The following is a 15,108-nucleotide window of genomic DNA, read 5'->3' as shown; positions in this document are numbered from 1 at the left end:
GCGATGTGCGGACCGATACGCGGGGTCACGATACGCAGAGCCCCATCCATACGAGGCCGCAGGAGTGTTCGGCGCGGGCGGCCACCATTAGGCGAGGAGGTCTCCGTGCGCGAGACGCCGCTGTCCGCCCCTTTCGCGCGACCGTTCCTACGGTCCATCCGTTCTCGCACGGCCCTGCTGGCCACTGCGTTGATCGTGCTCCTCATGGTGCCCGCGTGTGCGCAGAGGGAGGCCCTGGCGCGTCAGGCCGAGATTCAGGCCACATGGGCGGCCGTCCAGCGGCAGGCCATCCTGACCGTGTCCGCGATCCAGTTCGGCCATCTGACGAGTCCCGTGAAACCGCAGGTACCCGGTGTGGACCTGGTCCAGGTCGTCGGCCTGAGCCACCGCGTACTCGCCTCCACGACCGCCGCTCACGGGCTCGCGCCGCTGACCGACGTGTGGCCGTCGGTGCTTCATCCGCAGCAGGCCGTCCACAGCTGTTCGCGCCGGCGTCTCGGGTGCCTGTTAATCGCGGCCATCAGGGTCCGTCCTGACCAGGGCTCCGCCGTCGTCTACGCCGCCCGGCACGTGCCGGTCGGAGACCCCGTCGCGAACCGCCGGCTCCTGATCGTCGTCGAGGCGGCCGCGCTGATCCTGGCGGCCGCCTGGACGATCTGGAGGGTCGCCGGTCGCCTCCTGTCCCCGATCGAGGCCATCAGCACGCAGTTGGCCACGGTCACCATCGACAACCTCGGCCGCCGTCTCCCCGAACCGTCCGGGACGACGGAGATCGCACTGCTCACCAGGACGATCAACAGCACTCTCGTCCGGCTCGCGGAGGCGGACGAGCGCGCCGGACAGGCGCTGGCCCGGCAGCGCCGGTTCACCGGCGACGCCTCGCACGAACTGCGCACGCCCCTCGCCGGATTGCGCGTCCTCCTGGAGGAGGCGCGGCTGCATCCCGGCCAGACGGAGCCGCCCCTGGTGATCCGCGATGCTCTGAGTGCCGTGGACAGGCTCGAGGCGATCACCACTGACCTGCTCCTGCTGGCGGGCACGGATGCCGGAACGCCGCCCGAGCGCGAACCGGTCGACCTGTCCGGATTGGTCGAGGAGGAGACTTCCCGGCGCTCGGACCGCCTTCCGGTGCGGCTTCGGCTCGAGACCGGGGCAACCGTCAAGGCCTGCCGAATTCAGATGGGCCGCGTGTTGACCAATCTGCTGGACAACGCCCAGCGGCACGCGGCCCACGTCGTGCAGGTGGAGGTGCGCCGCGAGGGCTCCGTCGCCCTGCTCGTGGTCTCCGACGACGGGACGGGGATCGCCGACGCCGACAGGGAACGGATTTTCGAACGGTTCGTCCGGCTGGACGCCGCGCGCAGCCGCGACCAGGGAGGCAGCGGTCTCGGCCTCGCGATCGCCCGCGACATCGCCCATGCCCACCAGGGAACCCTGACGGCCGGATGTTCGGATATGGGCGGCGCCCGGTTCGTGATGAGGATCCCGCTAGCGGAGTACTGATCACGCCGATTCCCCCGCCGGCGGCCTTCCCGGTAACCTCACCGGGACAGATCGGGAGGATCGCCGCGTGACGGAGTTGCTGCTGGGGCTCAGCCTCGGGCTGGGCGCCGGAGTCACTCCGGGCGCGCTGCTGAGCCTCGTGATCGCCGCCAGCCTGCGCGGCGGCTTCCGGTCCGGAGTGCGCTTGGCCTGCGTACCGCTGCTGTCCGACTTTCCCGTCGTGGTGCTCTCCCTGACCGTCGTCGGCGCGATGCCGGGGACGTTCGTCCGTGTGTTGTCCGTCGTCGGCGGGCTCTACGTCGTCTACCTGGGCGTCTCGACCATCCGCGAATCCCGTACGGCGGAGCCCCCGCGGCCCGGCGAGGCGGAGCCCTCCTCGGTGCGGCAGGTCCTGAACGCGGTCGTGGTGAACCTCCTCAACCCTCATCCCTGGCTCTTCTGGATCGCCGTCGGCGCACCCGCCTTCGACGCCGCGTGGGAGCACTCGCCCGCGTCGGCCCTGGCCTTCGTGGGCGGCTTCTACCTGGTCCTGTGCGGCTCCAAGGTGGCCCTCGCCTGGGCCGTGGGGGCCGGCAGGCATCGCCTCGGTCTCAGGGGCTACCGGCTGCTGCTGGGCGGCAGCGGGCTCCTGCTGACCGTCGCGGGCGCCGTCCTCAGTTTTCGAGGACTGGCTCCTCAGTGACCGACACCCGGCTGCGGCGCCGGCCGTACCCGAAGTAGACACCGGCGCCGATCACCATCCACACGAGGAACCTGAGCCAGGTCTCGACCGGCAGGTTCAGCATCAGGTAGACGCACGCGAGCACCGACATGACCGGCACGACCGGCACCCAGGGGGTACGGAAGGCCCGGGGCAGCTCAGGTCGCGTGCGCCTGAGGATGATCACCGCGATCGAGACCACGACGAACGCGAACAGCGTGCCGATGTTGACCAGTTCGGCGATCGCGGCGAGCGGGATGAACGCCGCGAGGATCGCCGTCATCACCCCGATGACGATCGTGATCCGGTACGGCGTGCGGAACCGGGGGTGGACGCGGGCGAGGGTCCGCGGCAGCAGGTTGTCCCGGCACATCGCGAACAGCACCCGGCTCTGCCCCAGCATGAGGATCATCACGACCGTGGTCAGTCCCGCGATGCCGCCGACGCTGATGAGCGTGGCCAGCCACGGCGCTCCCACCGCCCTGAAGGCGTCGGCGAGCGGCGCCGACACGCTCAGCGAGGAGTAGTGCTGCATGCCGACCACGACGAGGGAGACCGCGACGTAGAGGATCGTGCAGACGGCCAGCGAGACGATGATGCCGATGGGGAGGTCGCGCTGGGGGCGGCGGGTCTCCTCCGCCGCCGTGGCGACCACGTCGAATCCGATGTAGGCGAAGAAGACGAGCGCCGCACCTGTGAAGATCCCGAAGACGCCGAAGACCACGGGCTGCACGCCGAACAACACCTGGATGAGCGGCGCGGCGAGCCCGCCCCTGCCGTCGACCTCGTGGGACGGCGGGACGAACGGCTGGTAGTTGGCGCCCTTCACGTAGAACAGCCCCGCGACGATGACGAGCAGGACGACCGCCATCTTGATCGCCACCATGGTCGCGTTGAAGCGCGCCGAGAGCTTGATCCCGGCGACCAGGACGGCCGTCAGTGCCAGCACGATCAGCGCCGCGGGCACGTTGACGACAGCGGTGTCGCCGGCCAGGGAGGCGGGCAGGTCGATCCCGAAGTTCTTCAGCAGCGACGTGAGGTATCCCGACCAGCCGGATGCGACGACGGCGGCGCCGAGGGCCATCTCGAGCATGAGGTCCCAGCCGATGATCCACGCAGGGAGCTCACCGATCGTCGCGTAGGCGAAGGTGTAGGCCGAACCCGCGACGGGGACGGTGGACGCGAACTCGGCGTAGCAGAGCGCCGCCAGCCCGCAGGCGATCCCGGCGACGACGAACGACAACGCGACGGCGGGGCCGGCCGTGTTGCGCGCCGCCACGCCGGTCAGCACGAAGATCCCTGTGCCGACGATGACGCCGATCCCGAACACCGTCAGATCGAGCGCGTTGAGGCTCCGCTTCAGGCGGTGTTCCCCGCCCTCGGCGTCCCGGATCGACTGCTCAACCGTCTTGGTACGGAACACGCTCATCCGCAGGCTCCTCATCGTGCCGATGACCTGCAGACTTCCCGTAATCGCCGGGGTTACGCACGGTCACCGTCAGCGGGCCCCGTCCCGGCGAACCGGTCCGGGGCCGCCGGATCACGTGGGGATCACTACACCTGGCGCGCGGGATGCCGTTCCAGCACGGGCGAGCGCTTGGCGACCGCCTCGGTGATCTCGCGGGCGAGGTCCTGCCCGGTGAGACCGATTTCGGTGAGGATCTTCTGGCGCTTGGCGTGGTCGAGGAAGCGCTGGGGGATCCCGTACGTCCGCACCGGCACGTCCACGTCGGCGTCGCGCAGCATGCGGGCGACGGCGTCGCCCACGCCTCCGGACCGCCCGCCGTCCTCGACGACCACGACCAGCTTGTGCGCCGCCGCCGCGAGCACCAGGGCCTCGTCCAGCGGCTTGGCCCAGCGGGGGTCCACCACCGTGGCGGAGATCCCCTGGGCGTCCAGCAGGGTCGCCGCGTCCATGCAGATGTCGGCCATGGGGCCGACGGCGACCAGCAGGACGTCGGGGTCGCCCGCCCGCAGCACGTCCATCCCGCCGAGGTGGCCGACGGCCTCGATCTCCCGGGGCAGCGCCCCCTTGGGGAAGCGGACGACCGAGGGGCCGTCCTCGATGCCGACCGACTCGGCGAGCAGCTCGCGCAGCCGTACGGCGTCGCGCGGCACGGCAATGGACAGGCCGGGGATCACCTGGAGCATCGACAGGTCCCACATGCCGTTGTGGCTAGGCCCGTCGTCGCCGGTGACGCCCGCACGGTCGAGCACGACCGTGACGGGGAGCCGGTGCAGGGCGACGTCCATCAGCAGCTGGTCGAAGGCCCGGTTGAGGAAGGTCGCGTAGATCGCCACCACGGGGTGCAGGCCGCCGAGGGCGAGACCGGCGGCGCTGGTCAGCGCGTGCTGCTCCGCGATGCCCACGTCGTAGATCCGCTGGGGGTAGGCGTCCGCGAAGGCGGCGAGCCCGACCGGGTGGAGCATGGCCGCGGTGATCGCGACGACGTCCTCCCGCTGCGCGCCGATCTTCACCATCTCCTCGCTGAACACGTTGGTCCAGCTGTGCGGCCGCGGCCGCTCCTCGCCCGTCTCGACGTCGAAGGGCGCCGGGCTGTGGAAGCAGTCCTCGTCGTGGTTCTCCGCGTGCGCGTAGCCGTGGCCCTTGTGCGTGAGCACGTGCACGATGACGGGCCCGCGGTAGGCCCTCGCCCGGCGCAGCGCCGCCTCGACCGCCGGCTCGTCGTGGCCGTCGATCGGGCCGACGTACTTCAGTCCCAGGTCCTCGAACATGACCTGCGGGGCGAAGATGTCCTTCAGCCCCTTCTTCACGCCGTGCAGAGTCTCGTACAGGGGCGCGCCGACGACGGGCACCCGGCCGAGGTTGTTCTTCACGAGCTCCAGCGCCTGCTCGTACCGCTGGGTCATCCGCAGCGTCGACAGGTGGGAGGCGAGGCCGCCGATCGTCGGGGAGTAGGAGCGCCCGTTGTCGTTGACCACGACGATCAGGGGCAGGTCCTTGCGCGCCGCGATGTTGTTCAGCGCCTCCCAGGCCATGCCGCCCGTCAGCGCGCCGTCGCCGATCACGGCGATCGCGGTGCGGTCGGTCTCGCCGCGGAGGGCGAACGCCTTGGCCAGGCCGTCGGCGTAGGACAGCGCGGTGGAGGCGTGCGAGTTCTCGATGACGTCGTGCTCGGACTCCGCCTGGCTGGGGTAGCCCGACAGGCCGCCCTCCTGGCGCAGCGTGCCGAAGTCGCCCGCGCGGCCGGTCAGCATCTTGTGCACGTACGACTGGTGGCCGGTGTCGAACAGGATCCGGTCCCGCGGCGAGTCGAAGACGCGGTGCAGGGCGATGGTCAGCTCCACCACGCCGAGGTTGGGGCCGAGGTGGCCCCCTGTGCGGGCGACGGTGGAGATCAGCAGATCCCGGATCTCGGCGGCGAGCTCCGGCAGATCGCCGGAGGCCAGCTTCTTCAGATCGAGCGGGTCCTTAATCGTCTCCAGAATCCCCACCGAGTCATCCCTTTCGCTCGTCTTCGAACAGACCAGAGTGTAGTTCGCGAGAGCGTGTCTCCTTCTAGGAACCGCACTGAACCTTCACACCCCGCGAGGGAATTCTCGTTAATTGTGCTTTACCGCGCATTCACCTCGACACCTGGGGTCCCCGTTCGCGTCCGGCGCTTCTCTATGGGGTGGGATGCCCATTCGAGCTTCGTCTTAGGCTTTCGCCGGGTGCGTGCCGGTCTGTGAGCCAGGTCACGCGGATCCGCGCCGGATCACCCTGTATGACGGGACAGGACGTCGAGAGGATCCGCGAGCACCTGGCCGAAGGCCAGCTCGGCGGCCCCCAGCAGGGGCGCGTCGTCCCCCAGGCCCGACGTGCGCAGACGGAGGTTCTCCCGCGACGCTCCCAGGGTCCCGAGGTTGATCTGGCTGCGCACCTGGGCCGCGGATCCCAGGTACATCTCCCTGAGCGTACCCCCGAAGATCACCATCTCCGGGTTGAAGATGTTGACCAGGTTCGAGACGCCGAGGCCGAGCCAGTTCCCGACCCCGTGAAGGGCCTCCTGGGCGACCACGTCGCCCCGGTCGGCGGCGTCGACCACGGAACGCACGCTGTCGCGGCCGACCGCGTCGCTGCCGTTGCGCCCGGCGTGCTCCATCAGCGCCCGCTCCCCCACCTCGGCCTCGAGGCAGCCGCGGGACCCGCAGCCGCACGGCCGGCCGCCGGGGTTGACGATCATGTGGCCGACCTCGCCGCCGTAGCCGGCGAACCCTCCGAGGAGCTGGCCGTTCACCACGATGCCGCCGCCGATTCCCACGTCGCCGTGCAGGTACACGAGGTCGCGGCAGCCCTGGCCGATCCCCCGCGTGTGCTCGGCGAGCGCGCCGAGGTTGGCGTCGTTGCCGACGTTCACCGGCAGCCCGAGCGCGAGCTTCCCGGAGAGCTCCTCGCCGAACGGCGTCTCCTCCATGCCGATGTTCGGCCCGATCCTGACGACCCCGTCCGACTTCCGCACGGCGCCGCAGATCGCCGCCGCCGCCCCGACGCAGACGGTGTCGGGGCGGGTCTTGCGGAGCATCTGCCGGGCGAACCCCGCCAGGATGCCGACGACCTGGGCCATGTCGAACGACCCGCGCTGCCGCACGGCCACCCGGCGGTCCAGGATCACTCCGCCGAGGCCGACCCGGGCCGCGGCGAGCCGATCCACGCCGACGTCGAACGCCAGCACGTAGACCCGCGCCGACTCCGGCCGCACGACCAGCGACGGACGGCCCGCCTTGCCGGTGTCCTTCGGGAGCTCTTCCCTGACCAGGCCCGCGGCCGTCAGATCGGCCGTCAGCGCCATGATGGTGCTGCGGTTCAGCCCCATCAGGCTGGTCAGCTCCGCCCGGGAGGTGGGCCCTCCCAGGTGGACGTGGCGGAGCAGTGTGCCGAGGTTGTGCTTGCGGATCTCCTCCTGTGAGGGACCTGCGCGCATCATCTGGACAGCCTCGGTTCTCCTTGTGGGTCAGGGATCGGTGATCACCCTACGGGGAGATCACCCTGTCGCTTTCGGTGGGTCATCGCCGGCCGGTCGAGGCCGCCCGCCTCCTGGACAGGGCGTCCACGCCAGCGGCGAGCAGCAGCACCGAGCCGGTGACGACGTACTTCACCCCCGCGCTGTAGCCCATCAGGCCCATGCCGTTCTGGATGACGGCCACGACGGCGCCGCCGAGAACCGCGTCGAGGGCTCGCCCCTTGCCGCCGAAGAGGCTGGTGCCGCCGATGACGGCCGCGCCCACCGCGAACAGGAGCACGTCGCTGCCGCCCGTGTTCGGGTCGACCGAGTTGGCGCGGGACGCCGCGATGACGCCGCCGATCGACGCCATGAACGAACAGATCACGAACGCGGAGATGCGGATGCGGTCCACGTTGATGCCGGCGCGGCGCGAGGCCTCGGCGTTGCCGCCGACGGCGTAGATGTGCCGGCCGTACGCCGTGCGGCGCAGGACGAACGTCCACACGATCAGCAGCACCACGATGATCGGGACCACGATCGGCACGCCCTTGAGCGACACGATCAGGGCGTTGCGGCTGCGCTCCAGGTTGAGCACGTAGATGGCCACGCCGCTGATGACGGCGAGGGACAGGACGCGGAAGGCGATGAGCGTGAGCGGGTCGGCCGCCAGCCCGCGGCCGATGCGGCGCCGGGCCCGGAAGAGCTGGATGCCCGCGTAGACGACCACGCCGACGACCAGCACGATCCAGCTGACGATCGGCGGCACGTTCTTGTTGGCGATCGCGAGGATCGTGGTGTCCCTGATCGAGATGTTCGTGCCGCCCTTGACCAGGAGCAGCAGGACGCCCTGGAAGCCGAGGAAGGCCGCCAGCGTCACGACGAACGACGGGATGCCCAGCTTGGCGACCAGTGATCCCAGGACCAGGCCGATGACGACGCCGGTCGCCATCGCGGCCACCACCGCCACGTACCAGGGGTAGCCCTGGTTGGTCAGGGACACGGCGAGGACGGCGGCGCACACGCCGCTGGCGTAGCCCGCCGACAGGTCGATCTCGCCGAGGAGCAGGACGAAGATGAGGCCCATCGCGATGACCACGACGGCCGCGCCCTGGGTGAACAGGTTCGCGAAGTTCCCCGGCGTCAGGAAGGCCGGGCGGAGGATCGAGAAGATCACGCACAGCACGATGAGGCCGAAGACCGCGGGCAGCGCGCCGAGCTCGCCGCCCCGCACCCGGTCGATGTAGCCCTTGGCGTAGCCGGCGATCGAGGCGTCGTTCCTGCGCTGCTGCTCCGGGAGCGTTTCCGTGGTCATGCTGCCGCTCCGTTGCCGTTCTTGATGCCGAGCTCACCGCTGCGCCCGGCCGTGATGAGTTCCACGACCTGCGAGTGGGTGACCTCGGAGGTCTTGACCTGGGCGGCCATCCGTCCCAGGTAGAGGGCCGCGACCCGGTCGGACACGGCGAAGACGTCGTTCATGTTGTGCGAGATGAGCACGACGGCGAGACCGTTGTCCGCGAGGCGGCGGACCAGCTCCAGCACCTGGGCGGTCTGCGCGACGCCGAGGGCGGCGGTCGGCTCGTCGAGGATGACGACCTTGCTGTTCCACAGGACGGCCTTGGCGATCGCCACGGTCTGGCGCTGGCCTCCGGAGAGGCTGGACACGTACTGACGCAGCGAGGTCACCGTGCGGACCGACAGGCCCTCGAGGGTCTTGGCGGCCATCTCCTCCATCGTGGCCTCGTCCAGCACCAGGCCGCTCTTGCGCTCACGGCCGAGGAACATGTTCTGGACGATGTCGAGGTTGTCGCACAGCGCGAGATCCTGGTAGACGATCTCGACGCCCAGAGCCGCGGCGTCCCGGGGCCCGCTCACGTGGACCTTCTCGCCCTCGAAGAAGTATTCGCCGGTGTCGATGGGGTGGATCCCACCGATGCACTTCACCAGCGTGGACTTGCCGGCGCCGTTGTCGCCGACCAGTGCTGTCACCTCTCCTGAGTAAGCCGAGAAGGCGACATCATGAAGGACCTGCACGGCACCGAAGCTCTTGTTGATGCCGCGCAGTTCCAGGACCGGTCCCTGGGACACGATGGATGACTCCGTACTTCAAGGGGCCGGTACGGCTGCCGCCGTACCGGCCCGATCGAGTGGAACTCAGCTGACGCCGGCCTCGGTGCACTTGGCGGCGAAGTCGCCCGTGCACAGCTCGTCCTTGGTCACGTAGCCGTCGGTGACGACGTCCTTGACGTTGTCGAAGTAGATCGCCTGCGGGTCGAGCAGGACCGAGGGGACGTCACGGTTCGACTCCGGGTCCTTGACCGTGGCGGGAGCGGCCGGCTTCTCACCCTTGGCCAGGGCGATGGCCAGCTGCGAGGCCGCGTCGGCCTCCTTCTTGATCGCCTTGTAGACCGTCATGCACTGGTCGCCGGCGAGGATGTTCTGCAGACCCTGGACGGTCGCGTCCTGGCCGGTGACCGGGACCTTGCCGTTCAGCTTCTCCTTCTTCAGCACCGCGATGGCCGCGTTGCCGAGGCCGTCGTTGGCGGCGAGAACACCGGCGATCTTGGGCTGCTGGGTCAGCTGCTGCTCGAAGATGGTGCCGGCCTGCGCGTTGTCCCAGTCCGGAACCGAGTCGTCCGGGCCCTTGACGTACTCGCCGGAGTCGTACTTGGGCTTGAGGACCGAGTCGTAGCCGTTCTTGAACAGCGTGGCGTTGTTGTCGGTCGGCGAGCCGTTCAGCTCGGCGATGATCGGCTTCTCCACCTTGTCGTCGGTGAGGCACTTCACCAGGCCCTCACCCTGCAGCTGGCCGACCTTCTCGTTGTCGAACGACACGTAGTAGGAGGCGCTGCCGCCGAGGGTCAGGCGGTCGTAGTCGATCGTGGCGACACCCTGCGACTGGGCCTTGTCGAGCACGGCCTTGCCGGTGCCGCTGTCCAGGTTGACGATCACCAGGACCTTGGCGCCGTTGGTGATCATCTGGTCGGCGATCGTCTGGAACGCCGTCTTGTCGCCCTGGGCGTTCTGGATGTCCGACTCCACGCCCGCCGCGTCGAAGGCCTCCTTGAGGTACTTCCGGTCAGCGGTCTCCCACCGGGCCGACGACTTGCTGTCGGGGAGGATGACGCCGATCTTGCCGACCGAGGCGCCGGACGCCGCCGGCGCCCCGCTCGCCGTGGCCGAGGTGCCACCGTCGTCGCCCCCGCAGGCGGTGAGACCAAGAGAGAGCGCCGCGACTGTGGCGCCGATGGTGAGGATCCCCTTGCGCATTGGCCTGGGTCCTTTCTGGCTGGGGGTCTATGAGGAGGTGCGGCCGGCCACGTGGCGATCCCAGAAGCCGGCACTGAGATTGCTGGTCGGCCGCCCTGTTCGGCAACGCCGGGTCACGGCACTCACCGCTTCAGGGAATGTTGTTTGAGACAACGTAAGACAGAAACAAAGCGGGAGGTAAGACACAGGACGGTAACTTTTGTTGTCCGCGGTAACAATGAAGAAACGAGAATTCGCCGAGCCGTCACCACCTGGCAAGACTCTGGCCGATGAGGGTGCACGCGGACACGGACGCGACCGTGAGCACGGCGACGCGCAGCCTTCCGCCGTCGAGACGCCGCCGCAGGGGGCCCGACACGGCGAACCCGAGGATCATGAACGGGATGAGGGCCGCTCCGGTCCACAGCGCCCGGGCCGGCAACTTTCCGACGACGGCCAGGATGCCCAGCGACTGCAGGGCGCCGAACAGGAAGAACAGCGCGAGAGTGGCCCTGACCTGGGTCCCTCTGGCGCTCTGGTACACCAGTGCCATCGGCGGGCCGCCGATGCCGGTCGCCGTCCCCGTGACCCCGGAGAGGAAGCCGGCCGACGCGATCGTCTTGCCGTTGCGCGGCACGGCCGGCGCGCGGGCCGTCAGCACGACCGCGATCACCACCATCACGCCGACGAGCACGCCCAGCGCGCGGGTGCTCACGTAGACCACGACGACGGCCCCGATGGCGCTGCCGGGCAACCGGCCCAGTACGGCGAAGCCGAGGCCCCTCCAGTCGACTCCGCGCCACTCGACGGCCAGCGTGAACAGCGGCAACGTGGCGTTGACGACCTGGACGGCACCCGGCATGACGTCCGGGTTCGTGATGGCGATCAAGGGAGAGGCCATCAGGCCCAGCCCGAAGCCCACGCCTCCCTGCACGACCGCGCCCACGAACACCGCCACGCCCCCGGCGAGCAGGGGAAAGAGCTCAGACCACATGCCGGGCAACCCTAGCCAGGGCCGAGAACCGCCGGACAACCGGTTATCTCGCCCCTCGAGCACCCTTCGGCCGACAATCACCGACAGTAATCGAAACCCCTTGCGAGAGCGATCGGCCGACTCGTATGGTTGTATCTCGACGACATCGTCATAGACCCATCTGTAGACATCGGCGTAGCCTCTTTCGTATGAGCGGCGAGCAGAAGCACACGACGATCAGGGTCAGCACCGTTACTCGCGACAAGATCGCGCAAATCGCCGAACAGGAAGGAAGACCCATGACCGCAGTGATCGACGATGCCGTCTCCGATTACGAGCACAAGAAGTTCGTCCAGGCATGCGCGGCGGCCGTCGCCCGCACACAGGCGGACCCCGAGGCCTGGGCCGACTATCTCGCCGAAACCGCGATCTTCGACAACGCCGTGGCGGACGGCCTCGAGCCGGAGGACTTCTCCCATCTCACCCCTCAGGAGCACGATGAGAATCGATCAGGGCGACATCTGGCTGACTGACTACGGCCAGACGCTAGGCCGCGAGCAGGCCGGCACACGGCCTGCGGTGATCATGAGCGGCTCAGCGCTCAACGGTGTCCCCCTCGGCCTCGTGGTGACGGCACCCGTCACCACGACGGCGCGTGACTGGCCGTTTCACGTATCGGTCGACACCCTGGAAACAGGTCTGAACAAGCCGAGCTGGGTCATGTTGGAGCAGGTGCGGAGCGTATCCGTGCGCAGGCTCCATCGACGACTGGGGTCGGTGGACGACGCGGCGTTCGACCAGTTGAAAGCCGTTCTTCGGCATCTGCTGCGGAAGTGACAAACGAAGAGCCGCCCGGACGGAGATCCGTCCGGGCGGCTCAGACGCCGTCGAGGTCAGCTCTTGGCGAGCAGCGACCGCAGGACGTACTGCATGATGCCGCCGTGGCGGTAGTAGTCGGCCTCTCCGGGGGTGTCGATCCGGACGACCGCCTGGAACTCGACGTCGCCCGCCTTCACCGTCACGGTCGCCGGCGTGGTCCCGTCGTTCAGTTCCTCGACCCCGGTGATGTCGAAGGTCTCCTCACCGGTCAGGCCCAGCGACGCCGCCGTCTGGCCCTCGGGGAACTGCAGGGGCAGCACGCCCATGCCGATCAGGTTCGACCGGTGGATGCGCTCGTAGGACTCCGCGATGACGGCGCGGACGCCGAGCAGCGCGGTTCCCTTGGCCGCCCAGTCACGCGACGACCCGGAGCCGTACTCCTTGCCCGCCAGGACGACCAGCGGGATGCCGGCGGCCTGGTAGTTGCTCGAGGCGTCGTAGATGAACGCCTGCTCGCCGCCCTTGGTGAAGTCGCGGGTGAAGCCGCCCTCCACACCGTTGAGCAGCAGGTTCTTCAGCCGGATGTTGGCGAAGGTGCCCCGGATCATCACCTCGTGGTTGCCGCGGCGGGAGCCGTAGGAGTTGAAGTCCTTGACCTCGACCCCGTGCTCGCGCAGGTAGCGGCCCGCCGGGGAGTCCGCCTTGATCGAGCCGGCCGGCGAGATGTGGTCGGTCGTGACCGAGTCGCCGAGCAGCGCCATCACCCGCGCGCCGGAGATGTCCGTCACCGGCTCCGGAGAAGCGGGCATCCCGTCGAAGTACGGCGCCTTGCGCACGTAGGTCGAGGACGGGTCCCACTCGAAGGTGTTCCCGGTCGGGATGGGCAGCGACTGCCAGTTCTCGTCGCCCTTGAAGACGTCGGCGTAGTCGCGCAGGAACATGTCCTGCCCGATCGACTCCGACACCACCGACGCGACGTCCTCCGGCGCGGGCCAGATGTCGGCGAGGAACACCGGCTCGCCGTCGGCGCCCGTGCCGAGCGGCTCGTTGTTCAGGTCGATGTCCATCGTGCCGGCCAGCGCGTAGGCGACGACCAGCGGCGGCGAGGCCAAGTAGTTCATCTTGACGTCGGGGTTGATCCGGCCCTCGAAGTTGCGGTTGCCGGACAGGACCGCCGTCACCGCGAGGTCGGACTCCTGGATGGCCGCGGAGATCTCCGGCTCAAGCGGGCCCGAGTTCCCGATGCACGTGGTGCAGCCGTAGCCGACGAGGTTGAACCCCAGCTTGTCGAGGTACGGCGTGAGCCCGGAGCGCTCGAAGTAGCCGGTGACGACCTGCGAGCCGGGAGCCAGGGAGGTCTTCACCCAGGGCTTGCGGGTCAGGCCCTTGTCGACGGCGTTCTTCGCGAGCAACGCCGCGCCCAGCATGACGTACGGGTTGGAGGTGTTGGTGCACGAGGTGATCGCGGCGATGGTGACGACGCCGTGGTCGATCTCGAACGACGTGCCGTCCGACAGCGTGACCGGGGTCGGCCGGTGCGGCCGCTCGCCGTTGAGGTGCGCCGCGTGCGGCACGTCCCCGTTGCCGGAGTGGGAGATCGCCGGAGAGTCCGAGGCGGGGAACGACTCCGCCGAGGCCTCGTCCGCGGGGCCCTGGACGCTGTCGCCAGGGGCGTAGTCCCGCACGGCCGCACGCCACGCGGACTTCGACTCCGACAGGGCGATGCGGTCCTGCGGGCGCTTGGGACCGGCGATCGACGGGACCACGGTGGCCAGGTCGAGCTCGATGTACTCGGAGAAGACCGGCTCGGGCGCTGACGGGTCGAGCCAGAGGCCCTGCTCCTTGGCGTACGCCTCGACGAGCGCGACCTGCTCCGCGGACCGGCCGGTCAGCTTGAGGTAGTCGGTCGTCTGCTCGTCGATCGGGAAGATCGCGCAGGTGGAGCCGAACTCGGGGCTCATGTTGCCGATCGTGGCCCGGTTGGCCAGCGGCACGCTGGAGACGCCCTCGCCGTAGAACTCGACGAACTTGCCGACCACGCCGTGCTTGCGCAGCATCTCGGTGATCGTGAGCACGAGGTCGGTGGCGGTCGCGCCCGCGGGCAGCTTGCCGGTCAGCTTGAAGCCGACCACCCGCGGGATCAGCATCGAGATCGGCTGGCCGAGCATCGCGGCCTCCGCCTCGATGCCTCCGACGCCCCAGCCGAGGACGCCGATGCCGTTCTCCATGGTGGTGTGGGAGTCGGTGCCGACACAGGTGTCGGGGTAGGCCTTGCCGTCCCGGATCATGACCACGCGGGCCAGGTGCTCGATGTTCACCTGGTGGACGATGCCGGTGCCGGGCGGCACGACCTTGAACTCGTCGAAGGCGGTCTGCCCCCAGCGCAGGAACTGGTAGCGCTCGCGGTTGCGCTCGTACTCCCGCTCGACGTTGCGGGCGAAGGAGTCGGGGTGGCCGAAGTAGTCGACGATGACCGAGTGGTCGATGACCATCTCGGCCGGGGCGAGGGGGTTGATCCTCGCCGGGTCGCCTCCCAGGTCGCGCACGGCCTCCCGCATGGTGGCGAGGTCCACCACGCAGGGGACGCCGGTGAAGTCCTGCATGATCACGCGGGCCGGCGTGAACTGGATCTCCACGCTCGGGGTTGCGCCGGGGTCCCAGCCCGCGATGGCGCGGACGTGGTCGGCGGTGATGTTCGCGCCGTCCTCCGTGCGGAGAAGGTTCTCAAGCAGGATCTTCAGGCTGTACGGGAGGCGCGCCGACCCCTCGACGGCGTCCAGCCGATAGATCTCGTACGACGCGTCACCGACGCGGAGCGTGTCACGGCTGCCGAAGCTGTTCGCGGACACGAAGGATCGCCTCCCCAGGTTTCCGGGCTTGTCTCACGTTGTATGCATCCTGCCGCACCTGCGGTGCGCGCC

Annotated in this window: 12 protein-coding genes; 4 read left to right on the top strand and 8 right to left on the bottom strand. The window is 69.2% G+C overall.

What is annotated here, in order from left to right; genetic code table 11:
* Positions 1–105: 105 nt before the first annotated feature.
* A complete protein-coding gene (locus Pph01_RS16665; RefSeq protein WP_204073988.1) occupies positions 106–1,503 on the top strand; it encodes a sensor histidine kinase in 1,398 nt (465 codons plus the stop codon).
* Positions 1,504–1,570: 67 nt separating this feature from the next.
* Positions 1,571–2,185: a LysE family translocator gene (locus Pph01_RS16660; protein ID WP_204073987.1), complete on the top strand. Its 615-nt coding sequence runs from the start codon at positions 1,571–1,573 to the stop codon at positions 2,183–2,185.
* Here the strand turns inward: Pph01_RS16660 and Pph01_RS16655 are convergent.
* The 7 genes from Pph01_RS16655 to Pph01_RS16625 all read right to left on the bottom strand — a co-directional run bounded on the left by Pph01_RS16655 (position 2,157) and on the right by Pph01_RS16625 (position 11,389).
* On the bottom strand, positions 2,157–3,632 hold the full coding sequence (locus Pph01_RS16655; protein WP_275412839.1) for an amino acid permease: 1,476 nt from the start codon (positions 3,630–3,632) through the stop codon (positions 2,157–2,159). The genes Pph01_RS16660 and Pph01_RS16655 overlap by 29 nt on opposite strands.
* A gap of 125 nt (positions 3,633–3,757) precedes the next feature.
* Positions 3,758–5,659, bottom strand: coding sequence for a 1-deoxy-D-xylulose-5-phosphate synthase (dxs, locus tag Pph01_RS16650; protein ID WP_204073986.1), 1,902 nt, complete (start codon positions 5,657–5,659; stop codon positions 3,758–3,760).
* Positions 5,660–5,922: 263 nt separating this feature from the next.
* Positions 5,923–7,128, bottom strand: coding sequence for an ROK family transcriptional regulator (locus tag Pph01_RS16645; protein ID WP_204074117.1), 1,206 nt, complete (start codon positions 7,126–7,128; stop codon positions 5,923–5,925).
* Positions 7,129–7,210: 82 nt separating this feature from the next.
* A complete protein-coding gene (locus Pph01_RS16640) occupies positions 7,211–8,461 on the bottom strand; it encodes a sugar ABC transporter permease (RefSeq protein WP_204073985.1) in 1,251 nt (416 codons plus the stop codon).
* Complete coding sequence (locus tag Pph01_RS16635) at positions 8,458–9,234, bottom strand: ATP-binding cassette domain-containing protein (protein ID WP_204073984.1); 777 nt, start codon at positions 9,232–9,234, stop codon at positions 8,458–8,460. The genes Pph01_RS16640 and Pph01_RS16635 overlap by 4 nt, the downstream gene beginning before the upstream one ends.
* A gap of 66 nt (positions 9,235–9,300) precedes the next feature.
* A complete protein-coding gene (locus Pph01_RS16630; RefSeq protein WP_204073983.1) occupies positions 9,301–10,416 on the bottom strand; it encodes a sugar ABC transporter substrate-binding protein in 1,116 nt (371 codons plus the stop codon).
* Between the two features lie 244 nt (positions 10,417–10,660).
* Positions 10,661–11,389, bottom strand: coding sequence for a TSUP family transporter (locus tag Pph01_RS16625; protein WP_204073982.1), 729 nt, complete (start codon positions 11,387–11,389; stop codon positions 10,661–10,663).
* Between the two features lie 188 nt (positions 11,390–11,577).
* Between Pph01_RS16625 and Pph01_RS16620 the strand changes: the two genes are divergently transcribed.
* Complete coding sequence (locus Pph01_RS16620) at positions 11,578–11,901, top strand: hypothetical protein (RefSeq protein ID WP_204073981.1); 324 nt, start codon at positions 11,578–11,580, stop codon at positions 11,899–11,901.
* A complete protein-coding gene (locus Pph01_RS16615) occupies positions 11,867–12,205 on the top strand; it encodes a type II toxin-antitoxin system PemK/MazF family toxin (protein WP_204073980.1) in 339 nt (112 codons plus the stop codon). Before Pph01_RS16620 ends, Pph01_RS16615 begins: the two co-directional genes overlap by 35 nt.
* A gap of 56 nt (positions 12,206–12,261) precedes the next feature.
* Here Pph01_RS16615 and Pph01_RS16610 read toward each other — a convergent pair whose 3' ends face one another.
* Positions 12,262–15,036 carry an aconitate hydratase gene (locus tag Pph01_RS16610; protein ID WP_204073979.1) on the bottom strand — a complete coding sequence of 925 codons (2,775 nt, stop codon included), beginning with the start codon at positions 15,034–15,036 and terminating at the stop codon, positions 12,262–12,264.
* Positions 15,037–15,108 lie beyond the last annotated feature (72 nt).

Source organism: Planotetraspora phitsanulokensis, from assembly GCF_016863295.1.
GTDB classification, from domain to species: Bacteria; Actinomycetota; Actinomycetes; order Streptosporangiales; family Streptosporangiaceae; genus Planotetraspora; species Planotetraspora phitsanulokensis.
The sequence above is the reverse complement of the archived record's forward strand: the minus strand, read 5'-3'. Positions and strand labels throughout refer to the sequence as shown.